The organism is Pseudoxanthomonas sp. UC19_8 (genome assembly GCF_042700505.1).
Classification (GTDB): domain Bacteria; phylum Pseudomonadota; class Gammaproteobacteria; order Xanthomonadales; family Xanthomonadaceae; genus Pseudoxanthomonas_A; species Pseudoxanthomonas_A winnipegensis.
The window spans coordinates 3,720,891-3,747,022 of record NZ_CP170559.1 but is presented as its reverse complement, the minus strand read 5'-3'; the positions used below and the strand labels follow the sequence as shown (position 1 = coordinate 3,747,022).

At 70.4% G+C, this 26,132-nt stretch carries 23 protein-coding genes; 20 read left to right on the top strand and 3 right to left on the bottom strand.

What is annotated here, in order from left to right; translation table 11 throughout:
• The first annotated feature begins 166 nt into the window (after positions 1-166).
• From ACFJIT_RS16545 to ACFJIT_RS16530, 4 genes are read left to right on the top strand one after another with little or no spacing between them, the layout of a single operon-like run.
• The gene (locus ACFJIT_RS16545) at positions 167-1,162 is read left to right on the top strand and encodes a methionine ABC transporter ATP-binding protein (protein WP_379654314.1); all 996 of its coding nucleotides are present in this window, start codon (positions 167-169) and stop codon (positions 1,160-1,162) included.
• The gene (locus ACFJIT_RS16540) at positions 1,162-1,848 is read left to right on the top strand and encodes a methionine ABC transporter permease (RefSeq protein WP_379655790.1); all 687 of its coding nucleotides are present in this window, start codon (positions 1,162-1,164) and stop codon (positions 1,846-1,848) included. The genes ACFJIT_RS16545 and ACFJIT_RS16540 overlap by 1 nt, the downstream gene beginning before the upstream one ends.
• Positions 1,849-1,876: 28 nt before the next feature.
• Positions 1,877-2,683 (top strand): MetQ/NlpA family ABC transporter substrate-binding protein, encoded by an 807-nt coding sequence (locus ACFJIT_RS16535; protein WP_379654313.1) that lies wholly within the window; start codon positions 1,877-1,879, stop codon positions 2,681-2,683.
• 22 nt (positions 2,684-2,705) lie between these two features.
• Positions 2,706-2,837 (top strand): hypothetical protein, encoded by a 132-nt coding sequence (locus ACFJIT_RS16530; RefSeq protein ID WP_379654312.1) that lies wholly within the window; start codon positions 2,706-2,708, stop codon positions 2,835-2,837.
• Positions 2,838-3,404: 567 nt separating this feature from the next.
• On the opposite strand, the gene ACFJIT_RS16525 is transcribed toward ACFJIT_RS16530, so the two are convergent.
• From ACFJIT_RS16525 to cls, 3 genes are all read right to left on the bottom strand, one after another.
• Positions 3,405-4,181 carry a pyridoxine 5'-phosphate synthase gene (locus tag ACFJIT_RS16525; RefSeq protein ID WP_379654311.1) on the bottom strand — a complete coding sequence of 259 codons (777 nt, stop codon included), beginning with the start codon at positions 4,179-4,181 and terminating at the stop codon, positions 3,405-3,407.
• Complete coding sequence (locus ACFJIT_RS16520; protein ID WP_130524135.1) at positions 4,171-4,440, bottom strand: hypothetical protein; 270 nt, start codon at positions 4,438-4,440, stop codon at positions 4,171-4,173. Before ACFJIT_RS16520 ends, ACFJIT_RS16525 begins: the two co-directional genes overlap by 11 nt.
• Before the next feature lie 72 nt (positions 4,441-4,512).
• On the bottom strand, positions 4,513-5,967 hold the full coding sequence (gene cls, locus ACFJIT_RS16515; RefSeq protein ID WP_130520383.1) for a cardiolipin synthase: 1,455 nt from the start codon (positions 5,965-5,967) through the stop codon (positions 4,513-4,515).
• Between the two features lie 188 nt (positions 5,968-6,155).
• On the opposite strand from cls, the gene ACFJIT_RS16510 reads away from it, so the two are divergent.
• From ACFJIT_RS16510 to ACFJIT_RS16435, 16 genes are all read left to right on the top strand, one after another.
• Positions 6,156-7,268 (top strand): NAD(P)-dependent alcohol dehydrogenase, encoded by a 1,113-nt coding sequence (locus ACFJIT_RS16510; protein ID WP_379654310.1) that lies wholly within the window; start codon positions 6,156-6,158, stop codon positions 7,266-7,268.
• Positions 7,269-7,273: 5 nt separating this feature from the next.
• Positions 7,274-8,773: an AMP-binding protein gene (locus ACFJIT_RS16505; protein WP_379654309.1), complete on the top strand. Its 1,500-nt coding sequence runs from the start codon at positions 7,274-7,276 to the stop codon at positions 8,771-8,773.
• A gap of 49 nt (positions 8,774-8,822) precedes the next feature.
• Positions 8,823-10,277, top strand: coding sequence for an aldehyde dehydrogenase family protein (locus ACFJIT_RS16500; RefSeq protein WP_379654308.1), 1,455 nt, complete (start codon positions 8,823-8,825; stop codon positions 10,275-10,277).
• A 125-nt stretch (positions 10,278-10,402) separates the two neighbouring features.
• On the top strand, positions 10,403-11,998 hold the full coding sequence (locus ACFJIT_RS16495; RefSeq protein WP_379654307.1) for a carboxyl transferase domain-containing protein: 1,596 nt from the start codon (positions 10,403-10,405) through the stop codon (positions 11,996-11,998).
• Between the two features lie 16 nt (positions 11,999-12,014).
• The gene (locus ACFJIT_RS16490) at positions 12,015-13,886 is read left to right on the top strand and encodes an acetyl/propionyl/methylcrotonyl-CoA carboxylase subunit alpha (protein WP_379654306.1); all 1,872 of its coding nucleotides are present in this window, start codon (positions 12,015-12,017) and stop codon (positions 13,884-13,886) included.
• The gene (locus ACFJIT_RS16485) at positions 13,883-14,347 is read left to right on the top strand and encodes a MaoC family dehydratase (protein WP_379654305.1); all 465 of its coding nucleotides are present in this window, start codon (positions 13,883-13,885) and stop codon (positions 14,345-14,347) included. Before ACFJIT_RS16490 ends, ACFJIT_RS16485 begins: the two co-directional genes overlap by 4 nt.
• Positions 14,344-15,186, top strand: a complete 843-nt coding sequence (locus ACFJIT_RS16480; protein WP_379654304.1) for an HpcH/HpaI aldolase/citrate lyase family protein — start codon at positions 14,344-14,346, stop codon at positions 15,184-15,186. The genes ACFJIT_RS16485 and ACFJIT_RS16480 overlap by 4 nt, the downstream gene beginning before the upstream one ends.
• Complete coding sequence (locus tag ACFJIT_RS16475) at positions 15,186-15,890, top strand: CoA transferase subunit A (RefSeq protein WP_205954216.1); 705 nt, start codon at positions 15,186-15,188, stop codon at positions 15,888-15,890. Before ACFJIT_RS16480 ends, ACFJIT_RS16475 begins: the two co-directional genes overlap by 1 nt.
• Positions 15,891-15,892: 2 nt before the next feature.
• On the top strand, positions 15,893-16,531 hold the full coding sequence (locus ACFJIT_RS16470) for a 3-oxoacid CoA-transferase subunit B (RefSeq protein WP_379654303.1): 639 nt from the start codon (positions 15,893-15,895) through the stop codon (positions 16,529-16,531).
• Between the two features lie 384 nt (positions 16,532-16,915).
• Positions 16,916-17,914, top strand: coding sequence for a hypothetical protein (locus tag ACFJIT_RS16465; RefSeq protein WP_286575968.1), 999 nt, complete (start codon positions 16,916-16,918; stop codon positions 17,912-17,914).
• Between the two features lie 21 nt (positions 17,915-17,935).
• Positions 17,936-18,736 carry an HAD family hydrolase gene (locus ACFJIT_RS16460; RefSeq protein WP_130524125.1) on the top strand — a complete coding sequence of 267 codons (801 nt, stop codon included), beginning with the start codon at positions 17,936-17,938 and terminating at the stop codon, positions 18,734-18,736.
• 52 nt (positions 18,737-18,788) lie between these two features.
• Complete coding sequence (locus ACFJIT_RS16455; RefSeq protein ID WP_130524124.1) at positions 18,789-19,202, top strand: PEP-utilizing enzyme; 414 nt, start codon at positions 18,789-18,791, stop codon at positions 19,200-19,202.
• 31 nt (positions 19,203-19,233) lie between these two features.
• Positions 19,234-20,643 carry a hypothetical protein gene (locus ACFJIT_RS16450; RefSeq protein WP_130524123.1) on the top strand — a complete coding sequence of 470 codons (1,410 nt, stop codon included), beginning with the start codon at positions 19,234-19,236 and terminating at the stop codon, positions 20,641-20,643.
• 4 nt (positions 20,644-20,647) lie between these two features.
• Positions 20,648-21,256, top strand: coding sequence for a hypothetical protein (locus ACFJIT_RS16445; protein ID WP_379654302.1), 609 nt, complete (start codon positions 20,648-20,650; stop codon positions 21,254-21,256).
• A 10-nt stretch (positions 21,257-21,266) separates the two neighbouring features.
• Positions 21,267-23,726, top strand: coding sequence for a pyruvate, phosphate dikinase (locus ACFJIT_RS16440; RefSeq protein ID WP_379654301.1), 2,460 nt, complete (start codon positions 21,267-21,269; stop codon positions 23,724-23,726).
• 29 nt (positions 23,727-23,755) lie between these two features.
• Positions 23,756-25,966 (top strand): GAF domain-containing protein, encoded by a 2,211-nt coding sequence (locus ACFJIT_RS16435; protein WP_130524121.1) that lies wholly within the window; start codon positions 23,756-23,758, stop codon positions 25,964-25,966.
• The last annotated feature ends 166 nt before the right edge of the window (positions 25,967-26,132 follow it).

Below are 26,132 nucleotides of genomic sequence, written 5' to 3'. Positions count from 1 at the left end.
CTGCAAGTTGCGTCCGGTCGGATCTGTTCCCGCCGGGTGTGCGGCAAGAGACGCGATGCGATGCATGGGCGTCGAGCCCCGCCGGGATATCAGCACATCACCACGGACCATTTGCCAGAATGAAATTTCGCCCTTCTACTTTCCGGCCCTTACGCCTGCGCAGCCCGTGATCTCCTTCCAGCACGTCAGCAAGTCCTACCGCAGCGGCGGCCGCGAGATCCACGCCCTGCGCGGCATCGATCTGGAAGTCCACCGTGGCGAGGTGCTGGGCGTGATCGGCCACTCGGGCGCCGGCAAGTCGTCGCTGCTGCGCCTGATCAACGGCCTGGAAACGCCGACCTCGGGCGCGGTGCTGGTCGAAGGGCAGGCCGTGGACCCGAAGGCCAAGGCCGCGCTGATCGCGCTGCGACGCCGGATCGGGATGATCTTCCAGCACTTCAACCTGCTCAGCGCGCAGACCGCCGCGGGCAATGTCGCGTTTCCGCTGCGCCTGGCGGGCCTGCCGCAGGCCCAGGTCCAGGCGCGGGTGCGCGAATTGCTGGCGCGGGTCGGGCTGGAGCAGCAGGCCACGGCGTATCCGGCGCAGCTGTCCGGCGGGCAGAAGCAGCGGGTCGGCATCGCGCGCGCGCTGGCGACTGGCCCTTCGATCCTGCTGTGCGATGAGGCGACCAGTGCGCTGGATCCGCAGACCACCGCCTCGGTGCTGGACCTGCTGTCCGACCTCAATCGCGAGCTCGGGCTCACCATCGTGCTGATCACCCACGAGATGGAAGTGGTGCGCCGCATCTGCGACCGCGTGGTCGTGCTGGATGGCGGCCGCGTGGTGGAGGAGGGTGCGGTCAGCGAGGTGTTCCTGCATCCGCAGCATCCGACGACGCGGACCTTCCTGAACGACGATGCGGCCGGAGTCGAGCGCATCCGCGCTGGCGAGGGGCAGCAGCTGCTGCGGGTGACCCTGGTGGGCGAGCAGGTCCATTCCCCGGTGCTGGGCGCGACCTTGCGCGCGCTGGGCGCCGAGTACTTCATCACCTCCGGCCGCGTCGATACGCTCAAGCACCTGCCGTATGGCCAGGTCACGCTGTCGGTGGATGCGCAGCTGAGCGACGCGGTCGTGCAGCGGCTGGCCGAGCAGGGCGTCCACGCCCAGGCGGTGACGCCGTGATCGGGCTGCTGCCGGCCGGCTGGTTCTCGCATCTGGATGCGCAGAAGTGGGGCGAGATCGCCATTGCGCTGAAGGACACGCTGGTGATGCTCGGGCTCGCGTTCCCGCTGACGCTGGCTGTGGGCATCCCGCTGGGGCTGGTGCTGTTCCTGACCGGGCGCCAGCAGCCAGGCGCGCGACCGGCGCTCAACGCCGTTGTCGCCTTCGTGGTCAACGTGCTGCGCTCTGTGCCCTTCATCCTGCTGATGATCTGCCTGATCCCCATCACGCTGTGGGTGGCCGGCACGTCGCTGGGCGTCAAGGGCGCCATCCTGCCGCTGGTGGTGGGCGCCGCGCCGTTCTACGCGCGCCTGGTGGAATCGGCCTTGAGCGAAGTGGACCGCGGCGTGCTGGAGGCCAGCCAGGCGATGGGCGCGACCACGCGCCAGCTGATCCTGCGCGTCCTGCTGCCCGAGTCGCTGCCGGGCCTGATCGCCGGCGCCACCGTCACCGCGATCGCGCTGATCGGCTTCACCGCGATGGGCGGTGCGATCGGCTCGGGCGGTCTGGGCGACCTGGCTTATCGCGAGGGCTATCTGCGCTCGCACACCGACGTGGCCGTGGTCACCGTCGTGCTGCTGGTGGCGATGGTGCAGCTGGTCCAGGTCGCCGGTGAGCGCCTGGCCGCGCGCTTCAACCATCGCTGAGATCTTCCCCCTCAACCCTGGAATCTCCATGAACCTCCTGCGACTCCTTGGCGTGCTGACCACCCTGGCGCTGGCCGGCTGCGGCAACGGCACGCCCTCCACCGGTGATGCGCACAGCGCGCCGCTCACCGTCGCCGCCACGGCGGTGCCGCACGCGGAGATCCTGGAGGTCGTCAAGCCGCTCCTGGCCAAGGAAGGCGTGACGTTGGACATCAAGGTCTTCAACGACTACGTCCAGCCCAACGACCAGGTCGTGCAAGGGCACATCGACGTGAACTACTTCCAGACCGAGCCGTATCTGGCGGCCTACAACAAGGATCGCGGCGCCGATCTGCAGACCATCGTCGGCGTGCACATCGAGCCGTTCGGTGCGTATTCGCGGCGCTTCAAGTCGCTCGATGCGCTTCCCAACGGCGCCGATGTCGTGATTCCCAACGACCCCAGCAACAACAGCCGGGCGCTGATCCTGCTGGACAAGTTCGGCGTGATCAAACTCAAGGATCCGGGCAATCCGCTGTCCACGCTGCGCGACATCGTGGCCAACCCCAAGCAGCTCAAGTTCCGCGAGCTGGATTCGGCGATGCTGCCGCGCGTGCTGGACCAGGTGGACCTGGCGCTGATCAACACCAACTACGCGCTGGACGCGGGCCTGGACCCCACGCGCGATGCGTTGGCCATCGAGAGCCGCGACTCGCCCTACGTCAATTTCCTGGTCGGCCTGCCCGCCGCCAAGGACGATCCGCGCGTGCAGAAGCTCGCCAAGGCGCTGACCGGGCCGGAGGTGCGCGCCTTCATCGCGTCCAAGTACAAGGGCGCGGTGTTGCCGGCGTTCTGAAGGGCGCCGGCCCATCGAGGTGATGAAGCGTGCAGCAAAACACCCGCGTCAGCGGATCGAAAGCGCGGATCTTGCGCCCGATCGCATGAGTCTGGCGCTGGCGGATGTGCTGGACGGGAAGAAGTTCGGCAGGCGGATGGTCAGGCTCGACTGAGTCGCGCGGTTTGCCATGAGCTCATGCGTGCTCGGAATTTGTCGCGGCGCGTGCCTCAGGGTTTACTGGAGCTGCGATCCACGTGACGCGCCCCTTGGGTTGGGGGAAGGGCTGCACCAGTCGTCGCCTTGTGGGAGGTGGCGGCTGGTGCAGCAGGCTGGTGCGACAGGCTGTCGTGCTGCTGAGCCTCGTGAATTCTCCGTGTCAGTTCGATGTTTTGCGCAGACTGCGCCGCGCCGATGGGTTTGCTTCTTCGGGTCTTCTCGTGATCGACGATCGCAGCGTGTGCGCTTGCTGGCTTCGGTGGGGGGCAGCGGTCCGGCGGGCGGCGTCCGCTTATCCCTCAATCAGGGCATCCTGCCCTGATTCGGGCGCTCGGCATCCTGCCTCGCTCGTCGCGGCCACCGCCCGCCGGCCCGCTGCCGCGCGCGTCACGTCTGAGGACTTCGACTCGAAGAAGTCTCGATCCGTCCGCCGCGCCACGCTGCCGCCATCAAAGCCGCGTGGTTACCGATTCAAGGCTGTGCGCAGGTCGCGCTGGGATCGTGGAGCGCGTGCTTTGCCGTGTCAGGACTGCGCCGCGGCGCCGGTGATCGCGAGGTAGCGGCGCACGGTGGTGTCCAGGCCGTCGTAGAGGGCCTCGGAGATCAGGGCGTGGCCGATGGAGACTTCCTGCACGTGGGGCACGGTGTCCAGGAACAGGCCCAGGTTGTCCTGGCTCAGGTCGTGGCCGGCGTTGACGCCCAGGCCGAAGCCTTGCGCGGCGCGGGCGGTGGCGGCGAAGGCGTCGAGCTCCGGCTGCGGGGTGCCTGCGGCGCAGGCTTCGGCATAGGGGCCGGTGTACAGCTCGATGCGGTCGGCGCCCATCGCGGCGGCCTGCGCCAGTTCGCGGCAGCCGGCATCGACGAACAGGCTGACGCGGCAGCCCAGCGCTTTGAACTGCGCCACCAGCGGCGCCAGGCGCGCGCCGTCCCGGGCGAAATCGAAGCCGTGGTCGGAGGTGAGCTGGCCGTCGGCGTCGGGCACCAGGGTGACCTGGGCCGGCCGGACCTGTTCGCACAGCGCGACCAGGCCGGGGTAGCCGGGCCTGGGCGGCGCGAAGGGATTGCCCTCGACGTTGAATTCGACCTGGAACTGCGCGGTCAGCGTGGCCAGGGCGATGACGTCCTCGGCGGTGATGTGGCGCCGGTCGGGGCGCGGGTGCACGGTGATGCCCTGGGCGCCGGCCGACAGGCAGGTGCGGGCGGCGCGCAGCACGTCGGGCTCCTCGCCGCCGCGCGAGTTGCGCAGCACGGCGATCTTGTTGACGTTGACGCTCAGGGCGGTATGCGGCTCAGGGGCCATTGCGCGGATCCGCGGTGGGGGCCTGTTCGGCGGCCTTGCGCGCCTTGGCCTGCTCGCGCAGGCGGTGCAGTTCGACCGGGTCGATCATGCCGCGGCCATCGGCGCTGCCGTTGCCGGCGCGGGCGGCGTACCAGCCCAGCGCCCAGGCCACCAGCAGGCCGAGCGCGGCCAGCAGCATCACCACCATCAGCGCCATCGACGTGGTGCGCAGGGCCACGCCCATCGCGCCCAGCGAAAGCAGCAGAAAGAGCCAGTACATGGGATACCGCGCAGGCCGGGAGGACGGCCTGGATTCTACCGTCCCGTGTGCGCGGCGGGCGCTGCGGCCGCGCTAGAGCAGGGGCGAGGCCAGGCGGGCCAGGGCCTCGGGCAGGCGGTTGCGCCACAGCGAGCGGTTGCGGGCGTTGTGCACGGGCGTGGCGCTGGCGAACTCGCCTTCCAGCAGCGTGGCCAGGCGGCGGCCGAAGCCCTCGTCGCGGAACAGCAGGCCGACCTCGAAGTTCAGCCGGAAGCTGCGGTGGTCGAAGTTGGCGCTGCCCAGCACGGCCAGGCGCTCGTCGCACAGCAGGGCCTTGGTATGCAGCATGCGCGGACCGTATTCGTAGACCTTGACCCCGGCGGCCAGCAGCTCGTCGAAGTAGGAGCGCGCCGCATAGGTGACGAAGCGCGAGTCGCTGAGCTTGGGTACCAGCAGGCGCACGTCCAGGCCGGCCAGCGCGGCCGAGGTCAGCGCCATCATCGCCGCCTCGCCGGGTACGAAGTAGGGCGTCACCAGCCAGACGCGCTCGTCGGCGTCGTGGATCGCGCCGACCTGCAGGCGGTGGATGGCCTCCCAGTCCGAGTCCGGCCCGGAGGTCAGCACCTGCACGGGAATCTCGCCCGGTGGCGCGTCTTCCTTCGGCGCCCACAGCACGGTGCCGGCGAAGTCGGCGCGGCCCTGGCCGCTGGCGTAGATCCAGTCCTCAACGAACACCTGCTGCAGGCCGCGCACGACTTCGCCCTCCACGCGCAGGTGCAGGTCGCGGTAGGCGTCGGCGCGCAGGGCGTCGTTCTCCTCGTCGGTGATGTTGATGCCGCCGGCGAAGCCGACCGTGCCGTCGATCACCACGATCTTGCGGTGCGTACGCAGGTTGACCCAGGGCCGGCTGAAGGGCTTGAACTGGGTCGGGTGGAACCAGCACTGCTCGCCGCCGGCGTCCAGCAGCGGCTTGAGGAAGCGCCGGTTGGCCTTGCCGGCGCCGACCGCGTCGAGCAGCAGGCGCACGCGCACGCCGGCGCGGGCGCGTTCGATCAGCGCATCGCGCACGCGCGTGCCTGTGCGGTCGCGCTCGAAGATGTAGTACTCCAGGTGCACGTGGTTGGTGGCGGCGGCGATGGCCGCCAACAGCGCCTCGTAGGTGGCCGCGCCATCGACCAGCAGGTCCGCGCGCGTGGCCGAGGAGGGCGGCAGGCCGGTCACCGCCTGGCCGAGCAGGGCCAGCTCGGTGCACAGCTGGTCGGGCGGGCAGATCGCCTCGTGCGCGTCCATGCCGTCGCGCGAGCGGTGGCGGCGCAGGCGCTGGCGCTTGATCTTCTGCGGGCCCAGCGCGAAGTAGATCAGGAAGCCGATGTAGGGCAGGGCGGCCAGCGACAGCAGCCAGCTGAGCGTGGCCGCCGGCTCGCGCTTCTGCAGGATGATCCAGCCGGCCAGCACCAGCAGGTACACCACCCAGGCGGTGGTGAGGTAGGTCTTCAGGTGCGGGATGTCCGCGATGTCGTGCCACAGCGTGGCGAGTGCGTCGAGCATCGGGCGATTGTAGAAGGCGCATGCGACGCGCAGGCGACCGAGCGCGGATCTTTGTTGCGTCGCGCCAGCACGGTGGATAGGCCGGCCGCGGTTCTTTGTCCCCGCCGGCCGTGTCGGGCGGCAGGCCTTCTTTGTAGCGTGCCTGCCACGGTCGGGCGCTGCCCGGCCATCTCGACGGAGCTTGATCGATGGTCACGATGAAGGCGGCAGTGGTGCGGGAGCAGGGCGGCAGCTTCGCCATCGAGCAGATCCAGCTGGAGGCGCCGCGCGACAACGAGGTGCTGGTGCGGATCCTGGGCGTGGGCATGTGCCACACCGATCTGGTGGTGCGCGACCAGTACTTCCCCACGCCGCTGCCGGCCGTGCTCGGGCACGAGGGCGCGGGCGTGGTCGAACAGGTCGGCGCGGGGGTGACCAAGGTCAAGCCGGGCGACCACGTGGTGCTCAGCTATGCCAGCTGCGGGGTCTGCGCGAACTGCCAGAAGGGCCTGTACGGCTATTGCCCGGACCTGTACGGGCGCAACTTCAGCGGCGGCCGACCGGATGGCTCCAGTCCGTGCTGCGATGCGCACGGCCAGCGCGTGAGCGCCTACTTCTTCGCCCAGTCCTCCTTCGGCGAATACGCTCTGGCGACCGAACGCAACGTGGTGAAGATCCCCGACGATGTGCCGGTGGAGATCATGGGCCCGCTGGGTTGCGGCATCCAGACCGGCGCCGGCGCGGTGATCAATGCGCTCAAGCCCGGCGCGGGCACCTCGATCGCGATCTTCGGCGCCGGCTCGGTCGGCCTGGCCGCGGTGATGGCGTCCAAGGTGGTGGGCTGCACCACGATCATCGCGGTGGACCTCAACGAAGGCCGCCTGGCCCTGGCCAAGGAACTGGGCGCCACCCATGCGATCAACGGCCGCGAGGACGCGGTCGCCGCGATCCAGGCCATCACCGGCGAGGGCGTGCAGTACTCGCTCGAATGCACCGGCCTGCCCAAGGTGCTGCGCCAGGCGGTGGACAGCCTGCGCCTGACCGGCGTGTGCGGGATCATCGGCGTGGCGCCGCTGGGCACCGAGGTGTCGCTGGACATCAACGGCCTGCTGTTCGGCCGCACGGTGCGCGGGATCATCGAGGGCGACAGCGTGCCGGACGTGTTCATCCCGCAGCTGGTGGACCTGTGGAAGCAGGGCCGCTTCCCGTTCGATCGGCTGATCCGCAAGTACCCGCTGTCGCAGATCGACGCGGCCGCACACGCCTCCGAATCCGGCGAGGTGCTCAAGGCGGTGCTGATCCCCGAGGGCGCGGGAGCCTGAAGGCCATGCTGCGGCCGACCATGACCCATCTGGTGCGCGCGGCGGCCGAGCGTTTCGGCCAGCGCGTGGCCCTGACCCTGCCCGGCGAGGGCCAGTACACCTACGGCCAGCTCGACGACCTGGCCGGGCGCTTCGCCGGGGGGCTGGCGGCGCTGGGCGTCGGTGCCGGCGATCGGGTGGTGCTGTATCTGCCCAATGGCTGGCAGTGGATCGCCGCCTACCACGCCATCGCGCGGCTCGGCGCGGTGGTGGTGCCGGCCAACATCCTGCTCAGCGCGCAGGAGCTGTCCTACATGGCCAGCGATGCGCAGGCGGTGGCGGTGATCCTGCCGGCCGAGCGCAACGCGGCGGTGAGCCTGGATGAGGCGGTGCTCCGCATCGCGCTGGGCCGGGCCGAGGGCGCGCATTCCTTCGACGAGGTCCTGGACGGCGTCTACCGATTGCCGGTGGAACGCGACCCAGAGGATCTGTTCACCATCGGCTACACCTCCGGCACCACCGGCAAGCCCAAGGGCGCGATGCTGACCCATCGCTGCCTGTTCGCCAGCCTGTCCGGCACGGCCACCGTGCATGTGCGCCACGAGCACGACGTGGTGCTGTCCTGCCTGCCCTTCCCGCACGTGTACGGCAACATCGTGATGAACGCGATGTTCCTGGCCGGCACGCGGCTGGTGGCCACGCCGAAGTTCGACCCCGGCTCGGCGCTGGCGCTGATCGCCAGCGAGCGGGTGACGCTGTTCGAAGGCGTGCCGACCATGTACTACCAGCTGCTGGCGCACGCGGACATCGGCCGCGCCGACCTGTCCAGCCTGACCCGTTGCACGGTGGGCGGGCAGACCATGCCGGTGGCCAAGCTCGAGGCGGTGGTGCGCAGGTTCGGCTGCCCGCTGCTGGAGCTGTGGGGCATGACCGAGCTGGCCGGGCCGGCTACCAGCCATTCGCCGTACTGGGCGCCGCGGCCCGGCTCGATCGGGCTGCCGTTTCCCGGCATGCAGGCGCGCATCGCCGACCTGGACGAACCCGGCCGCGATGCCGCGCCCGGCACGCCCGGCGAGCTGCTGGTGCGCGGCCCGCTGGTCACCACCGGCTACTACAACAACCCGGCCGCCACCGCGCAGGCGCTGGACGCGCAGGGCTGGCTGGCCACCGGCGACATCGCCTACGCCGACGCGGACGGTTATCTGTTCGTGGTCGACCGCAAGAAGGACATGATCATCACCGCCGGCTACAACGTGTATCCGGCCGAGCTGGAGCAGGTGGTGGCCATGCACCCGGACGTGGTGATGACCGCCGTGGCCGGCTTTCCCGACGAGGAGAAGGGCGAGATCGCCGTGGCCTTCGTCGTGCGCCGTCAGGGCGCGGCCCTGGACGAGGCCACGCTGCTGAGCCACTGCCGCCGCCACCTGGCCGCCTACAAGGTGCCGCGCTCGGTGCGCTTCGTCCCCGACCTGCCCAAGACCAGCACCGGCAAGCTGATGCGCCGTGCGCTGGCCGACATCGCCTGACGGCGCTCCTTCCCGTTCCGCACCCCTTCCCGCATTGAGGTGACCTGACATGCCCATCGACTTCTTCAAGGACTACACCCTGACCATCGACGGCCAGGCCGCGACCTCGGCCGCGACGCTGGAGGTGATCAACCCGGCCAACGAGCAGGTGATCGCGCGCGTGCCCGACGCCAGCCGCGACCAGCTCGACGCCGCGGTGGCTGCGGCCAAGCGCGCCTTCCCGGCGTGGAGCGCGCTGCCGCTGGCCGAGCGCCAGCGCTACGTCGCGCGCATCGGCGATGCGATCGAGCGCCACGCCGAGGACTTCATGAAGCTGCTCACCCTGGAGCAGGGCAAGGCGCGTCAGGGCGCCGAATGGGAGATCGGCGGCGCGGCGATCTGGTGCCACGAGATCGCCAAGCAGGAGCTACCGCTGCACGTGGTCGAGGACACCGGCACGCGCCGGGTGGAGACGCGCCGCGTGCCGCTGGGCGTGGTCGGCGGCATCACCCCGTGGAACTTCCCGGTGCTGCTGGCGATCTGGAAGATCGCCCCGGCGCTGGTGGCCGGCAACACCATGGTGCTCAAGCCCTCGCCCTACACCCCGCTGACCACGCTCAAGCTGGGCGAGCTGCTGTGTGGCGTGCTGCCCGACGGCGTGCTCAACATCGTCTCCGGCGGCAACGAACTGGGCGCCTGGATCACCGCGCACCCGGACATCGCCAAGGTCAGCTTCACCGGCTCGACCGCGACCGGGCGCAAGATCATGGAATCGGCCTCGGGCAACCTCAAGCGCATCACCCTGGAGCTGGGCGGCAACGACCCGGCCATCGTGCTGCCGGACGTGGACGTGGAGGAGGTGGCCGAGAAGCTGTTCTGGGCGAGCTTCCAGAACAGCGCGCAGTTCTGCGTGGCGACCAAGCGCCTGTACGTGCACGAGGACATCTACGACGACCTGGCCAAGGCGCTGGTGGCCTACGCCAAGACCGTGCAGGTCGGCGACGGCGCGCTGCCGCAGACCCAGCTGGGCCCGATCCAGAACCGCATGCAGTTCGAGAAGCTCAAAGACCTGCTGGCCGACGCCAAGGCCAAAAAGCTGCGCTTCCTGCTCGGCGGCGACATCCCCGACCAGCCCGGCTACCTGGTGCCGATCACCCTGATCGACAACCCGCCCGACGACAGCCGCGTGGTGCGCGAGGAGGCCTTCGGCCCGGTGCTGCCGCTGCTGAAGTTCAAGGACGTGGACGAGGTGGTCGCGCGCGCCAACGACACCGAATACGGCCTGGCCGCCTCGGTCTGGTCGCGCGACGTGGAGGCCGCGCGCAAGGTGGCCGAGCGCATCGACGCCGGCACGGTGTGGATCAACGAGATCCACACCTTCTCCCCGCACGTGGCCTTCGGCGGGCGCAAGCAGTCCGGCATCGGCATCGAGAACGCGCTGGAAGGCCTGGCCGAATACACTGCGGTGCAGACCCTGGCCATCAATCGCGCGCAGGCCAGCGGCGCGGGACGTAAGGCCGCCTGAGGGCGGCCACGCCCGGCGCCGCCAGGCCGGGCATCGATGCGTTCGTTGTGCAGTGCGCGATGCGTCTTGCCTCGCGCCGCTGCCACCCTGCGCGTGCCCGCACGTTTCGCAACACGAGACCCGATGTGACTGTCCTCACCAGCCTGATCGACCTGGACGCCGCTTCCAGCCAAGCCAATGCCCAGCACAACCGCGCCCTGGCCCAGCAGCTGCGGGAGCGCGTGGCCAGCGCCGCCCTGGGCGGCTCGGCGCAGGCGCGCGAGCGCCATCTGGCCCGCGGCAAGCTGCTGCCGCGCGAGCGGGTCAACCGCCTGCTCGATCCGGGCTCGCCCTTCCTGGAGATCGGCGCGCTGGCGGCCAACGGCATGTACGAGGACAGCGCGCCCGGCGCCGGGGTGATCGGCGGCATCGGCCGGGTCAGCGGGCGCGAGGTGATGATCCTGGCCAACGATTCGACGGTGAAGGGCGGCGCCTACTTCCCGATGACGGTCAAAAAGCACCTGCGCGCGCAGGAGATCGCGCAGGAGAACCACCTGCCGTGCATCTACCTGGTCGATTCGGGCGGCGCCAACCTGCCGCACCAGTCCGAGGTGTTCCCCGACCGCGAGCACTTCGGCCGCATCTTCTACAACCAGGCGCAGATGTCGTCCAAGGGCATCGCCCAGATCGCCTGCGTGATGGGCAGCTGCACCGCCGGCGGGGCCTACGTGCCGGCGATGAGCGATGAGACCATCATCGTGCGCGGCCAGGGCACGATCTTCCTGGCCGGCCCACCGCTGGTGAAGGCGGCCACCGGCGAGGAGATCTCGGCCGAGGAGCTGGGCGGCGCCGACACCCACGGCCGTCGTTCGGGCGTGGTCGACCATGTGGCCGAGGACGACGAACACGCGCTGCTGCTGGTGCGCCAGATCGTGGCCACGCTCAACCATCCCAAGACGGTGGACATCGACCTGCAGCCGCCTCGGCCGCCGCGCCTGCCGGCCGAGGACCTGTACTCGATCATTCCGCAGGACGTGCGCGCGCCCTACGACGTGCACGAGGTGATCGCGCGCCTGGTCGATGGCTCGGAGCTGCACGAGTTCAAGCCGCTGTACGGCACCACGCTGGTGTGCGGCTTCGCGCGCATCTGGGGCATCCCGGTGGCGATCCTGGCCAACAACGGCGTGCTGTTCTCCGAAAGCGCGCAGAAGGGCGCGCACTTCATCGAACTGGCCTGCCAGCGCCGGGTGCCGCTGCTGTTCCTGCAGAACATCTCCGGCTTCATGGTCGGCGGCAAGTACGAGGCCGAGGGCATCGCCAAGCACGGCGCCAAGCTGGTCACCGCGGTGGCCACCGCCAGCGTGCCCAAGATCACCGTGCTGATCGGCGGCAGCTTCGGCGCGGGCAACTACGGCATGTGCGGGCGGGCCTACAGCCCGCGCTTTTTGTTCACCTGGCCCAATGCGCGCATCTCGGTGATGGGCGGTGAGCAGGCCGCCTCGGTGCTGGCCACCGTGCACCGCGACGCGGCCAGCTGGACGCCCGAGCAGCTGGAGGCCTTCAAGACGCCCATCCGCGAGGTCTACGAGCGCGAGGGCAATCCCTACTTCGCCACCGCGCGCCTGTGGGACGACGGCATCATCGACCCGGCGCGGACCCGCGACGTGCTGGGGCTGGCGTTCTCGGCCACCTTGAACGCGCCCATTCCGCAGGCCGCACGCTTCGGCGTGTTCCGCATGTGATCGCCAGGAGAGTCCCATGATCGAGAGCCTGCTGATCGCCAACCGCGGCGAGATCGCCCGCCGCATCCTGCGCACCGCCCAGCGCCTGGGCGTGCGCACCATCGCGGTGTATTCCGAGGCCGATGCCGGCCTGCCGTTCGTGCGCGAGGCCGACCAGGCCGTGTGCATCGGCCCGGCGCCGGCGCGCGAGAGCTATCTGTCCGCCGACAAGCTGCTCGCCGCGGCGCGCCAGACCGGCGCGGCCGCGATCCATCCCGGCTACGGCTTCCTGTCGGAGAACGCCGAATTCGCCGACGCCGTGATCGCCGCCGGGCTGGTCTGGGTGGGCGCGCCGCCGGCGTCGATCCGCGCGATGGGGCGCAAGGACGCGGCCAAGGCGCGCATGCAGGCGGCCGGCGTGCCGGTCACGCCGGGCTATCTGGGCGAGGACCAGTCGACGCCGCGCCTGCAGCGCGAGGCCGATGCCATCGGCTATCCGGTACTGATCAAGGCCGTGTCCGGCGGCGGCGGCAAGGGCATGCGCAAGGTCGATGCCGCGCCCGACTTCGCCGCCGCGCTGGACAGCTGCCGGCGCGAGGCCGCCGCGGCCTTCGGCGACGACCGCGTGCTGTTGGAGAAGTACGTCAGCAATCCGCGCCACATCGAGGTGCAGGTGTTCGGCGATACGCACGGCAACGTGGTGCATCTGTTCGAACGCGACTGCTCGCTGCAGCGCCGCCACCAGAAGGTGATCGAGGAAGCGCCCGCGCCGGGCATGGACGCGGCCACGCGCCAGGCGCTGTGCGCCGCGGCGGTGAAGGCCGCGCGCGCGGTGGATTACGTGGGCGCCGGCACCATCGAGTTCATCGCCGACGGCTCGCAGGGGCTGCGCGCCGACGCGATCTGGTTCATGGAAATGAACACCCGGCTGCAGGTGGAGCATCCGGTAACCGAGTCGATCACCGGGCAGGACCTGGTGGAGTGGCAGCTGCGCGTGGCCTCGGGCGAGGCGCTGCCGCTGGCGCAGGACCAGCTGGCGATCGATGGCTGGGCGATGGAGGCGCGGCTGTACGCGGAGAACCCGTCCAACGGCTTCCTGCCCTCGATCGGTCCGCTCGAGCGCCTGCGTCTGCCCGAGGACATCCGCGTGGATAGCGGTGTGGAGGAGGGCGGCGAGGTCAGCCCGTTCTACGACCCGATGATCGCCAAGCTCATCGCCCATGCGCCCACGCGCGCGCAGGCCGCACGCCGCCTGGCGCAGGCCTGCGCCCAGGTGCAGGTGTGGCCGGTGCGCACCAATGCGGCGTTCCTGGCGCGCACCGCGGCGCATCCGCAGTTCGTGGCGGGGCAGGTCGATACCGGCTTCATCGCGCGGCATCTGGACGCGCTGCTGCCGCCGGCCGTGCCGCCGCCGGCGCTGCTGGACCAGGCCGCCAGTGCGCTGCTGCCGGCGCCGGACGGCAGTCCGTGGACGGCGCTGCGCGGCTTCCGCGCCAATGCGCCGCGCGAGCATCGCGCGGCGGTGCGCGTGGGCGAGGCGATCCACCTGGCGCAGTGGCACGCCGGCCCCGCGCCGGCGCTGGTGACGGTGGAGGGCACGCAGCTGCTGTTCGACGCCGGCCAGGCCTGGCCGGTGGCGGTGCCGACGCTGGGCGAGGCCGGCGCGGCGGGCGAGACCGGCGATGGCGCGCTGCTGGCGCCGATGCCCGGACGCATCGTCGCGGTGCAGGTGGTGCAGGGCGAGCGGGTGACGCGCGGCCAGGCGCTGGTGGTGCTGGAGGCGATGAAGATGGAGCAGACCCTGCAGGCGCCCTTCGCCGGCACGGTGCGCGAACTGAGCGTGCAGGTCGGCGCGCAGGTGAGCGAGGGCAAGGTGTTGCTGGTGATCGAACAGGAGCAGGCGGCGTGAGCGGCGGACGGCACTACGACCAGTGGGCGATCGGCGATCGCATCGACCACGTGATGCGCAGGACGGTCACCGAGACCGACAACCTGCTGTTCTCCACCATGACCCACAACCCGCAGCCGCTGCACCTGGACGCCGAGGCCGCGCGCGCCAGCGAGTTCGGACAGATTCTGGTCAATGGCACCTTCACCTTCGCGCTGATGATCGGGCTGTCGGTGGGCGACACCACGCTGGGCACGCTGGTGGCCAACCTGGGCTACGACAAGGTGGTGATGCCCAAGCCGGTGTTCATCGGCGACACGCTGCGCGCGCAGACCGAAGTGGTGGACCTGCGGCCCAGCCGCTCGCGGCCCGAGGCGGGGCTGGTGACCTTCCGCCACCGCATGCTCAACCAGCGCGACGAGGTGGTGTGCGAATGCCTGCGCACCGCGCTGCTGACGCGCTCGGGTCAGGCCCCGGCATGAGACTGCGCTCGCTGCTGTTCGTGCCCGGCGACCGCCCGGAGCGCTTCGCCAAGGCGCAGGCCAGCGGCGCCGACGCGATCATCCTGGACCTGGAAGACGCCGTCGCGCCGGAGAACAAGGACGCCGCGCGCGCGGCGGTGGCCGCGTTCCTGCAGGCGCGCGCGACCGCGCAGGGCGGCACGGTGCTGGTGCGGATCAATCCCATCGACGGCGACGCCGTGGCGCGCGATCTGGCCGCCGCGCACGGCGCCGATGCGCTGGTGCTGCCCAAGGCCGAAGGCGCGGCCACGGTGCGCGCGCTGGCCGCGCATCTGGGCGATGCGCCCGTGCCGATTCTGCCCATCGCTACCGAGACGCCGGCCGCCATCTTCCAGCTGGGCAGCTATGCGCAGGTCGCCGAGCGCCTGTTCGGATTGACCTGGGGCGCCGAGGACCTGCCGGCGGCCATCGGCGCGGCCACCAGCCGCGAGGCCGACGGCCAGTACACGCCGCCCTACCAGACCGTGCGCGCGCTGGCGCTGTTCGCCGCGCATGCCGCCGGCGTGCCGGCCATCGACACGGTGTATCCGGCGCTGCAGGACGAGGCCGGCCTGGCCGCCTACGCGGCGCGCGCGGCGCGCGACGGCTTCACCGGCATGCTGGCCCTGCATCCGGCGCAGGTGCCGATCATCAATCGCGCTTTCACTCCCGATGCGCAAGCTGTGGCGCACGCGCGCAGGATCGTCGCCGCGTTCGCCGCCGCGCCTGGCGCCGGCGCATTGCAGGTCGACGGGCGCATGGTCGATGCGCCGCATCTCAAGCAGGCCCGGCGCCTCCTCGCGCAGGCGGGAGAGGGTTGATGGGCAAGGTCTACGACAGCGCCGCGGCGGCGCTGCAGGGCTTGGTGTTCGACGGCATGACCGTCGCGGCCGGTGGCTTCGGCCTGTGCGGCATCCCCGAGCGCCTGATCGACGCGCTGCGCGACACCGGCGTGCAGGGCCTGACCTGCGTGTCCAACAACGCCGGCATCGACGGCCAGGGCCTGGGCAAGCTGCTGCGCACGCGCCAGGTGCGCAAGATGGTGGCCTCCTACGTGGGCGAGAACAAGGAATTCGAGCGCCAGTACCTGTCCGGCGAGCTGGAGGTGGAGTTCTGCCCGCAGGGCACGCTGGCCGAGCGCCTGCGCGCCGGCGGCGCGGGCATTCCCGCGTTCTACACCGCCACGGGCGTCGGCACGCAGGTGGCCCAGGGCAAGGAAGTGCGCGAGTTCGACGGCAAGCGCTATGTGATGGAGCGCGGCATCCGCGCCGACCTGTCGCTGGTCAAGGCATGGAAGGCCGACACCGCCGGCAACCTGGTGTTCCGCAAGACCGCGCGCAACTTCAATCCGCCGGTGGCCACGGCCAGCCACCACACCGTGGTCGAGGTCGAGGAACTGGTGCCGGTCGGCACGCTGGACCCGGATGCGATCCACCTGCCCGGCCTCTACGTCGAACGCCTGATCGTGGGTGCGCCCTACGAGAAGCAGATCGAATTCGTCACCACCCGCGCCAGGGAGGACTGAGCATGGCCTGGACCCGCGAGCAGATGGCCGCGCGCGCCGCGCGCGAGCTGCGCGATGGCGACTACGTCAACCTGGGCATCGGCATTCCCACGCTGGTGGCCAACTTCGTGCCCGCCGGCATCGAAGTCACCCTGCAGTCGGAGAACGGCATGCTCGGCATCGGCCCGTTCCCGTATCCGGATGAGGTGGATGCCGACCTGATCAACGCCGGCAAGCAGACCGTGAGCCAGCTGCCGTCCAGCAGCTATTTCTCCTCCTCCGACAGCTTCGCCATGATCCGCGGCGGCCATATCGACCTGGCCGTACTCGGCGCGATGGAAGTCTCCGAGACCGGCGACATCGCCAACTGGATGATCCCCGGCAAGATGGTCAAGGGCATGGGCGGCGCGATGGACCTGGTCGCCGGGGTCAAGCGCATCGTGGTGGTGATGGAGCACACCGCGCGCAACGGCGATCCCAAGTTCCTGACCCACTGCACGCTGCCGCTGACCGGCCAGGACGTGGTGGACATGATCGTCACCGACCTGTGCGTGTTCGCGCGCGAGCGCGGCGGGCGCTTCGCGCTGGTCGAGCTGGCGCCGGGCGTCAGCACGCAGGACGTGCGCGAGCGCACCACCGCGCATTACGACCAGGCGCTGTGAGCTTTGCGCCCTTCTCCCGTTGGGAGAGGGGTTGGGGTGAGGGCGAAGCCTCATACGGTCGAAGAAGGGGCGGGCTTCGCCCGGACCCTCATCCGCCCCTTCGGGGCACCTTCTCCCGATGGGAGAAGGGACATCTGCCGCCGCTTTTCGATGGCGAGGAAAGCCCCATGCCGCCATCCCGATGCGCCAACGCAAATCCAGCGCCGCCTTTTGGTGGGAGAGGGGCATCCCGCGCTGTCTCCCGATGCGGGAACGCGATCCCACGCTGCACAGCACAATCCACCACGGCAAGCCACGCGCGCGTTTTTGTCCCCACCAGCCATGTGCAGCCGCGCAAGCAACCCATAGCCTGATCCCACGCCGCAACCGTACTCAGCCTGCCCCATGATCAAGCCCGAAGACGCCCGCTTCCACGCCCCCGACGCCGACAAGCCGCTGTGGGCCGAGACCAATTACTTCGGCTTCTACAATGCGCAGCGTGGGATCAACATCGGCGTCTACGCGCTGTTCCGCACCCAGCTGCGTACGGTCAATTCCTCGATCTGCGTGAGCAGCCGCTTCGCGGTGACGCCGTGGGAAGCGGACTACGTGGACTGGCAGGCCTCGATCCCGATGCCGGCCGACTGCGACCTGCTCGACTACAGCCTGCCCAACGGCCTGCGGGTGAAGACGCTGGAGCCCAACATGGCCTGGCACATCCGCTTCGACGATGCCGATCAGCTGAAGATCGACGTGACCTACCGCGCGATCATGCCGCCCTTCGACATCCACGATCCGGAGCAGGATCCGATGGTGGCCGCCGCCAGTGCGGCCGGCAAGTTCGCCTGGGGCACGGCCTACAACGGCCACTTCGACCAGAGCGGGCACTTCGAAGGCCAGGTGGTGCTGCGCGGCGAGCAGATCCCGATCGACTGCGTGTCGACCATGGACCACAGCTGGGGCCCGCGCCCGGAGCGCGGCGCGCCCAACATGTCCTGGCTGCACGCGCACGTGTCCAAGGACCTGGCCGTGCACGCGATCTTCGGCTTCGACCCGGCCGTGGACGATGGCGCGCTGTCGCTGACCCATGGCTATGTGGTCGAGCGGGGTCAGGTCTTCGGCTTCAAGGCCGGCAAGGGCAAGGTGCTGCGCAAGGTCGACCGCTATGCCGACACCGTCGAGCTGGAGCTGACCGACAGCGAGGATCGGGTCTGGAAGCTGCGCGGCAAGGGCATGACCAGTTTCCCGTGGCAGTGCTACGCCAATACGGTGGGCTTCAACGTGCTGGCGCGCTGGGACGTCAATGGCGAGGTGGGCTACGGCGAGCTGCAGGAATTCTTCGAACTGCCCGCGCTGACCCGGCTCAACGCCGACGCGCGCACCCGCCGCCTGATCCACGCCTGAGCCTTGAGGACGCCCAGGCCCATGAACGCTCCCACCCCCGTCCGCGCCGTCCTGTTCGACCTCGACGGCACGCTGGTGCAGACGCGGGAGTCGTCCTGGGTGCTGTTCGAGCGCACCAACCGCGAATTCGCGCTCGGCATCGACACGCGCGAGGAATACTTCGCGGTGTTCAAGGAGAACATGTTCGTCTCGCTGGCCAAGCTGGTGCCGGACCAGGCCAAGCGCGATGCGGCCATCGCCCACTTCCTGGAGCTGCTGCGCCGTGAGTACGCGCCGCCGCTGGTGCCGGGCATCGCCGATGTGGTCAAGACGCTGGCCCAGACCATGGTGCTGGGCATCGTCTCGACCAACAGCACCGAGGCCATCGCGCGGGTGGTGCGCGAATCGGGGCTGGAGTCTTACTTCGCCCACATCTTCGGCGGCGATATCGAGCCGGACAAGCGCGAGGCGATCCGCAAGTTCCTCGCCGACCCGTCCTATGCCACGCGCCGCCAGGGCCATGACGCCTACGAGGAGAAATCGCCGCGCGGCCTGGCGCCGGACGAAGTCGTGCTGGTCACCGACACCGTCGGCGACACGTTGCATGCGCGCGAATGCGGCGTGCGCGTGATCGGCGTGACCTGGGGCCTGCACGAGGCCGGCGCGCTGCGCGACGCCGGGGCCGAGACCATCGCGCACTGGCCGCAGGAGCTGCTGTCCTGGCTGGCCCCTTCCATCCGCGCCATCCAGGCGCAGGACGCCGCCGGCCATGCCTCGCCCGCGCCGGCCGACGGCGGCGCCACCGTCACCCGCATCGCCGGCAAGAAACACCCCACTTCGTAGGACGCCCTCGCGGGCGGCCGATCCCAATACGCGTTCCTGGGAGGGAACAACGATGAGTGTCATCGCACAGGGTTACAACAGCTTCGAGAGCAAGAAGTCGCCCGAGGGCGAGGTGATCTACCTGCCCAATCCGCAGTCGGTGATCAAGCTGATCCAGAGCGGCAAGCTCAAGCAGCACATCCTGCTGGTGCAGGGTGGCACCACGACCTTCCTGTCGCCGGCCATCAGCATGGGCGCCATCGGCGTGATCACCCTGTCCGGCGCGCCGGAGTCGCACCTGGGGATCCTGTCACGCGAGTTCCAGATGCCTTGCATCATGACCACCTACCTGCTCGACAGCGATGCCCGCTACGTCACCGGCGGCGACAACGACGCGCACTTCAAGGCCATGATCGAGCGCCTGGAAGGCAAGCGCGTGCGCCTGGACGTGACCGACGCCGAGTTCGGCCGCGTCGTCGAAGCCTGACCCCATCGCCGGTATCCGGGAGGATCCACACATGAGCAACTACAAGAAGCGCTACACCCCCGACGACGACGGCCTGCGGTTCCAGGACCTGACCTACGTCGGCAACTTCAAGGGCATGGAGCCGGTGCGCGACGGCATCATCGGCGACCGCGTGATGCGCAGCCGCGCCAAGAGCCGCGTGCTGGAGAAGGTCTCGCGCGAGGACGTGCTGCGCGACCAGTTCACCCTGGACGAACTCAACGACCTCAACAACTACCTGGCCTGGAACATCTGGGACGTGCTGGTGATGCGCGCCACCGAGGGCGTGTCGGGCATGATCCCGCGCCAGGAGTACGAGATCCTGGCCTTCATGAACGAGTTCTACCGCTGGCCGGAGATCCTGCGCATGACCACCGACGAGGTGGGCGCCGAGGGCGTGATGCGGATCGGCGCCACCGCCAAGCGCGAGATCGGCATCAAGGTCAACGCGGTGCACGACTGGTGCATCGGCGCGGTCGGCTTCGGCATGGGCCGCTGCGGCCTGCTGGCGCTGGAGGCGATCAAGCCCAACGACTACGTCGAGGAGAGCAACACCATCCTCAAGTTCATGCAGCGCGTGCTGTGGGGCAAGCGCCAGGACGGCTACATCCTCAACTCGCAGGATCGCTATCGCTGCGCCATCCACGACGCCGACGTGATCGAGCGCCTGGCCTCGCAGGTGGAGTGGTTCGAGCCGGAGAGCGACCAGCACGCGCAGTTCACCCAGTTCAACGCCTCGGCCGAGCTGCTGGCGTTCCTGGATCACTTCGACAACCGCCTGGGCCTGGGCGACACCGGCCCCTACGAGCTGCCCGACGGCAAGCTGATGATCATCCGCGACCTGTTCACCAACGAGGAGATCTATCACTGGAGCGACGTGTGCGACGCCAACGGCGTGCCGCACGCCTATTCGCTGCTGCTGGTGATCGACCCGGCGCTGCTCAAGCTCGACGAGATCCGCGTCAACGACATCTCCACCACCTTCACCCGGCCCAAGAACTACATCGAGGCCATCGTCGGCGGCGCGGTGTTCGCCCGCGAGAAGTGGAACACGCCGATGGAGGAGGTCTACCAGGTGCCGATCAAGGACCTGGGCAAGCGCCTGGAGGGCATCCAGCAGGCCACCTTCGGCCTGTACTCCAAGCTGGCGCGGATGTCGCGGCGGCAGCTGATCACCAATGGCATGTACACCTACTACATCGACATGATCCTGCCGCATCTGCGCCTGGCCGGGACCTACGAGAAAGCGTGCGTGGACTACGACTTCTGGGAGATCGACCAGCGCGTGGCCAACTACTACTACGAGATCAACAAGCGCGGCTTCGCCCAGGCGGTGGTGCCGCAGAAGATCTTCTCCGGCGAGGGCTATCTGCCCTTCCCCGAGGGCACCGACCTGCGCCGGTCCAAGTACTTCTGGAGCTGAAGCGATGCACGCGTTACCCGACATCCCCACCTCTGCCGCGTCGGTGCCCGACGCGGACCGCTTCGAGCTGCTCAACGCCATCTATCTGCGCAAGATGGCCACGGCCGCCCACGTGGCCGAGGTCACCGGGCAGCCGCTGGCGTCGGTCGAGCAGGCGCTGACGCAGGAAGCGCAGGCCGAGGCAGTGCTGGGGATGGAAGGGTCCTGGCTGCTGATGGAACCCGGCACCGCCAAGGTGCTGGCGTTCTATCGGCAGACCTACGCGCCGCTGCGCGAGCAGGGCGACATCATCGCCTGGTACGAGCGCTTCGAGGCCACGCTCAATCCGCAGTTCATCAAGGCCGTCTCGGACTGGCAGACCTCCGGTGGCGATGCGCGCGCGCAGGAGAAGATGACCAAGCTGGTCGAGCGCATGATCCGCGCGCTGGGCCAGGTCACCGACGACATTCCGCGCTACCAGCGCTATGCCGACCGCTTCGCCCGCGCGATGGCCAAGGCCGACCAGGGCCAGAGCGAGTTCGTGTGCCGGCCCACGGTCGATTCGATGCACAACATCTGGTTCGAGTTCCACGAGGATGTGTTGGCCGTGGTGGGGCGGCCGCGCGATGTCTGAGGCCGCCGTCATGCACACCGACGCCTTCGTCTGGGACGTCGCGGCGCTGGATGCCAGCGACAGCCGGCGCTTCGGCGGCAAGGCCACGGGCCTGGCGCGCATGGTCGCCGCCGGCATCCCGGTGCCGCCGGCCTTCGTGGTCAGCACCGACGCCTTCCGCGCCTTTGCCGAAGGCGGCCGGCGCCTGCCGCGCGGCCTGCACGCGCAGGTGGACCAGGCCGTGGCCGCGCTGGGCGAAACACTGGGCCGCCGCTTCGGCGGTGGCGCCGGCGCGCAGCCGCTGCTGGTCTCGGTGCGCTCCGGCGCCCAGGTCAGCATGCCGGGCATGATGGACACCGTGCTCAATCTGGGCCTGGACGCGGCCGCGGCCGAATGGCTGATTGCCCAGGGCAGCGACCGGCGCTTCGTCATCGACACCTGGCTGCGCTTCTGGAAGATGTATTCGGAGATCGTGCTGGGGCTGGACGGCGAGGACTTCGTCGAGGCGCTGGCGCCGGTGCGCGCCCGGGCCGAGTCCGGCGCGCTCGACCTGGCCGCCCTGGAGCAGGCCGTGGTGACCTGGCTGGAGGAGCAGGGCGCCGAGAGCACCGCCACCGCACCGGCCGAGCAGCTGCGCGAGGCGATCGCCGCGGTCTTCCGTTCCTGGGACAGCCCGCGCGCCAAGGCCTACCGCGAGCACCACGGCATCCCGCACGACCTGGGCACGGCGGTGACCGTGCAGGCGATGGTGTTCGGCAACGCCGACGCGGACTCTGGCTCGGGCGTGGCGTTCTCGCGCAACCCCAACGACGGCACCCCGGCGCTGTACGGCGAATACCTGGTCGGCCGCCAGGGCGAGGACATCGTCTCCGGCGCGGCCACGCCGGTGGACCTGTCGCGCGACGAGCCGGGCTACGAGGAGCTGCGCCGTCGCCTGGATGGGTACGCGGACGTGCTGGAGGCGCTCTATCGCGACGCGGTGGACATCGAGTTCACCGTGCAGGCCGGCACCCTGTATCTGCTGCAGGTGCGCCCGGCCAAGCGCACCGCAGAGGCCGCCGTGCGCATCGCCGCCGACCTGGTCGAACAGGGCATGATCGACGCGGCCACCGCGGTGTCGCGGGTCAGCGCCGACCAGGTGCGCAAGCTGCTGCGGCCGGTATTCGATCCGGCCCAGCTGGCCGCGGCCACGCCGATCGCGCGTGGCATCGGCTCCTCGCCGGGCCAGACCAGCGGCATCGCGGTGCTCGATTCGGACCGCGCCGCCGAACGCGCCGCGGCCGGCGAGAAGGTCGTGCTGCTGCGCCCGACCACCAGCCCGCTGGACATCCGCGGCATGCTCGCCGCCGAAGGCGTGCTGACCGCGCGCGGCGGCGCGCTGAGCCATGCCGCGGTGGTCTCGCGCGCGCTGGACAAGCCCTGCGTGGTCGGCTGCGAGGCGCTGGTCATCGACCCGGACGCGCGCACCTTCTCCACCGCCGGCCGCACCTGGCATGAAGGCGATGCCATCGCCATCGACGGCGGCAGCGGCGAGGTCTATGCGCAGGCCATCGCCCTGGCCGCGCCCGAGCAGGCCAGCGACGGGCTGGAGCGCCTGCTGCTGGCGGCCGAGGTGGCCAGCGGCGCGCAGGTCTGGAGCCAGGGCCTGGGCGCGAGCGCCGCACCCGGCCTGGGCGTGGTGTCGCTGACCGACATCGCCGGCAGCCTGGGCCTGCTGCAGGACATGGCCCAGCGCGTGCGCGACGTCGGCCGCGGCGGCGGCGCCCAGGCCGAACAGGCGCTGGCCGACATCGCCCAGGCGCTGGCCGCGCCGGCCCTGGCCGCGGCGGGGCAACGCCCGCTGCACGTGCGCATCCCGGTGGTCGCCTCGGCGCGCGCCCGGGTGCTGCTGCCGGACTGGGAGGAGTTCGACCCGCACCTGTTCCTGCCGATGGGCAACCCGGCCTATATCCGCGCCTGGCTCAGCGGCCTGGACGCGGCCGCGCGCGGGGCCGGGCGCCGCATCACCGTGCTGCTGGGCGGGCTGGTCGAGGACGGCGAATGGCGCCTGTTCCGCGAGGCGGCCGCGTCCTTCGCCGCGGTCGAGCCCGGCGTGCTGGTGCAGAACGTGGCCGCGCTGGAGCAGGCCCCGGCGATGCTGGCCGGCGGCGCCCAGGTCTGGCTGGACATGGACGAGCTGGTGCATTCGGCCTATGGCTCGGTCTCGGTGCCCAACGTGGCCGGGGCGGTGCTGGATGCCTACGTGGCCCAGGGCGCGATCAGCGCGCGGCCGGACGCACGGCTGCGCCCGTTCCTGCGCACGCTGGTGCAGGCGCTGGTGCAGGCCCGGGGGCACAATGGCGAACCGCTGGGCGCGGCCTGCGGCGCGCAGGTGCTGCCGGAGCTGGCCGGCGAACTGCTGCGCCTGGGCGTGCATCGCTTCAGCGTGCCGCATGAGCAGCGCGATCTGATCCGGCTGATGCTGGGTCAGCAGGCCACCGCCCAGGGCTGAGCCTGGCCTGGCAACCGAGGGAGGCGACGATGAGCAAGCCCGAGCTGAAAGTGGTGCGCCAGCGGACCCGGATGCCCCAGGCCGGCCAGGCCGGCGACATCGCGCGGCTGGACCTGTTCGCCCAGCGGCTGTCGGCGCTGCACGACAACGGGCTGCAGGCGGTGTTCGCCGAGGCCGAGCACAGCCTGGCCGAACTGGCCGGCGGGCGCAGCGGCCGCATCCTGCTGCAATCGGCGGTGGGCTGGCGCGACTGGCACCAGCTGGACGTGGCGCTGGATTCCCCGCGCGAGGAAGGCTGGCCTGCCGCGCCGCGCGACGCGCAGTCCGAGCCGACCCTGCAGGGCGATCGCCTCACCCTGCCGGTGCGCGCCGGCAGCATCGTGGCCTGGATTGAGGGCATCGCCACCGCCCCGGACCTGCAGACCATGGCCCTGGCGGCGCGCTACGTCGACCTGGCCATCGCCATCGCCGAGCGCCACGAGAGCGCCGCGCGCAACGCCCACGAGCTGCAGGTGCTGCAGGACGTGGCCACCCGCATCCTGCGCAGCGCCGACCTGGACGAGATCCTGCTGCTGGTCACCCACGAGACCAAGCGCCTACTGGCTTCGGACATCTGCGGCGTGCTGATGCTGGAGGACGAGGAACTGGTCATGCGCTGCAGCGTGGGCCACTTCTCGGTGGAGACGGCCAAGCTGCGCATGCACGCCGGCGTCGGTGTGGCCGGCCAGGCGCTGGCCACCGATGCGCCGTGCGGGGTGGAGAACTACATCGAGAGCGAGTCGATCAGCCAGGACTTCATGCCGCTGGCGCGGCTGGAGAAGGTGCGCTCGGCGCTGGCCGTGCCGATCCGCGCGCGCGAGGCGATCATCGGCGTGCTCGAGGTCTGGCGCCGCCGCCCCTCGCTGTATACCGAGCAGGACCACGGCCTGCTGCTGGCCCTGTCCGGCCTGGCGGCGCTGGCCATCGACAACGCCCGCCTGCAGCAGTCGCGCGCACGCGCCGCCGCGCGCCTGGCCGAGGCCAACACCGAGCTGGCCCAGCGCATCCGTGCCATCGAGGACTCGGCGCGTTTCCAGAAGCAGGTCGTCAACACCATGCTTGGCGGCGGCGCGCTGGCCGCGGTGGCCACCGAGACTGCCCAGCACACCGGCGGCACCATCATCGTGCTCGACCGCGACCTGGCCGTCGAAGTCGCCCGCCCCAGCCAGGGCGAGCGCGGCGAGCGCCTGCTCGAAGGCGTGCGCCGCATCGTCGGCGACGTGGCCGGCACGCCGGAGAACGGCGTGCTCGAACCGCTGCAGGACGGCTACCTGTACGCCCAGCCGATCCTGGCCGGCGGCGAGATGCTGGGCTGGATCGCCTGGTACGGCGCCACCGAGCCGGCCGAGTCCACCCGCCTGGTGCTCAGCCACGTCTGCCTGGCCGTGGCCATGCACCTGCTGGAGCGGCGCAACATGGCCCGCGCCCGCGCCCAGACCCTGCAGGAAGTGCTGTGGGACCTGCTCGAGGGCAGCGACGAGGTGCGCGCCGCCGCGCTGGACCGCGCGCGCGAGCTGCGCGTGGCGCTCAAGGGCCCGGCCTGCGTGCTGCTGGCCACGCTCAACAGCGACAGCCTGGACCAGGAGGATCGCGACGCCCTGCTCGAGGCCGTCCAGCAGAGCGAGCTGGGACGCGCCAGCCTGCTGCACGGCGTGCGCGGCAACCAGCTGCGCATGCTGTGTCGCGCCGGCGACACCGGCCGCCTGCGCGTGCTGGCGCTGCGCATGATCGGCGAGGTCACCGCGCGCGTGCCGCACCTGTCGCTGGCCGCTGGCCTCAGCGGCCCGTGTGCGGACATGCGCGAGCTGCCCTCGCATCTGCGCGAGGCCTCCATCGCGCTGGAAGTGGCGCGCTACCGCCGCAACGGCGCGGTCGCCGCCTACAGCGAGAGCGGCGTGCTCGGCCTGCTGATCAACCTGCGCAGCGAGGCCGACGTGCGTCGGGTCACGCGCGAGATCCTCGGCGAGCTCATGGCCGAACCCGACGCCTCGCGGCAGATGCTGCTGGGCACGCTGCGCACTTTCTTCGAATGCGACTGCTCGCAGGCGGCCACCGCGCTGTCGCTGGGCACCCATCAGAAAACCATCGCCTACCGGCTGTCCAAGATCGGCCGCCTGACCGGGCTGAAGCTGGCCCGGCACCAGGACCGATTGCTGGCCGATATCGGCACCCGGCTCTACTTCATGCTCGAAATGGAATGACCGCCGCGCCCACGCGCCGTTGACCGCGCGCGGGCCACCACATCCCGCCCACCCATGCCCGGCCCGCCCATGCGGCAGGCCGCAGAGGAGGTCTTTGCGTCCCGCGCACGCGGGGCGGCCCCGCGTTGCGTCCGCGCCTGCGCGCCGGACGACACCCCGCCCCCCA

Excerpts from the sequence above, each read along its gene's own strand:
- ACFJIT_RS16535 (WP_379654313.1), top strand. The coding sequence starts at position 1,877 with ATGAACCTCCTGCGACTCCTTGGCGTGCTGACCACCCTGGCGCTGGCC.
- ACFJIT_RS16530 (WP_379654312.1), top strand. The coding sequence starts at position 2,706 with ATGAAGCGTGCAGCAAAACACCCGCGTCAGCGGATCGAAAGCGCGGAT.
- ACFJIT_RS16525 (WP_379654311.1), bottom strand. The coding sequence starts at position 4,181 with ATGGCCCCTGAGCCGCATACCGCCCTGAGCGTCAACGTCAACAAGATC.
- ACFJIT_RS16520 (WP_130524135.1), bottom strand. The coding sequence starts at position 4,440 with ATGTACTGGCTCTTTCTGCTGCTTTCGCTGGGCGCGATGGGCGTGGCC.
- cls (WP_130520383.1), bottom strand. The coding sequence starts at position 5,967 with ATGCTCGACGCACTCGCCACGCTGTGGCACGACATCGCGGACATCCCG.
- ACFJIT_RS16510 (WP_379654310.1), top strand. The coding sequence starts at position 6,156 with ATGGTCACGATGAAGGCGGCAGTGGTGCGGGAGCAGGGCGGCAGCTTC.
- ACFJIT_RS16505 (WP_379654309.1), top strand. The coding sequence starts at position 7,274 with ATGCTGCGGCCGACCATGACCCATCTGGTGCGCGCGGCGGCCGAGCGT.
- ACFJIT_RS16500 (WP_379654308.1), top strand. The coding sequence starts at position 8,823 with ATGCCCATCGACTTCTTCAAGGACTACACCCTGACCATCGACGGCCAG.
- ACFJIT_RS16490 (WP_379654306.1), top strand. The coding sequence starts at position 12,015 with ATGATCGAGAGCCTGCTGATCGCCAACCGCGGCGAGATCGCCCGCCGC.
- ACFJIT_RS16480 (WP_379654304.1), top strand. The coding sequence starts at position 14,344 with ATGAGACTGCGCTCGCTGCTGTTCGTGCCCGGCGACCGCCCGGAGCGC.
- ACFJIT_RS16475 (WP_205954216.1), top strand. The coding sequence starts at position 15,186 with ATGGGCAAGGTCTACGACAGCGCCGCGGCGGCGCTGCAGGGCTTGGTG.
- ACFJIT_RS16470 (WP_379654303.1), top strand. The coding sequence starts at position 15,893 with ATGGCCTGGACCCGCGAGCAGATGGCCGCGCGCGCCGCGCGCGAGCTG.
- ACFJIT_RS16465 (WP_286575968.1), top strand. The coding sequence starts at position 16,916 with ATGATCAAGCCCGAAGACGCCCGCTTCCACGCCCCCGACGCCGACAAG.
- ACFJIT_RS16460 (WP_130524125.1), top strand. The coding sequence starts at position 17,936 with ATGAACGCTCCCACCCCCGTCCGCGCCGTCCTGTTCGACCTCGACGGC.
- ACFJIT_RS16455 (WP_130524124.1), top strand. The coding sequence starts at position 18,789 with ATGAGTGTCATCGCACAGGGTTACAACAGCTTCGAGAGCAAGAAGTCG.
- ACFJIT_RS16450 (WP_130524123.1), top strand. The coding sequence starts at position 19,234 with ATGAGCAACTACAAGAAGCGCTACACCCCCGACGACGACGGCCTGCGG.
- ACFJIT_RS16445 (WP_379654302.1), top strand. The coding sequence starts at position 20,648 with ATGCACGCGTTACCCGACATCCCCACCTCTGCCGCGTCGGTGCCCGAC.
- ACFJIT_RS16440 (WP_379654301.1), top strand. The coding sequence starts at position 21,267 with ATGCACACCGACGCCTTCGTCTGGGACGTCGCGGCGCTGGATGCCAGC.
- ACFJIT_RS16435 (WP_130524121.1), top strand. The coding sequence starts at position 23,756 with ATGAGCAAGCCCGAGCTGAAAGTGGTGCGCCAGCGGACCCGGATGCCC.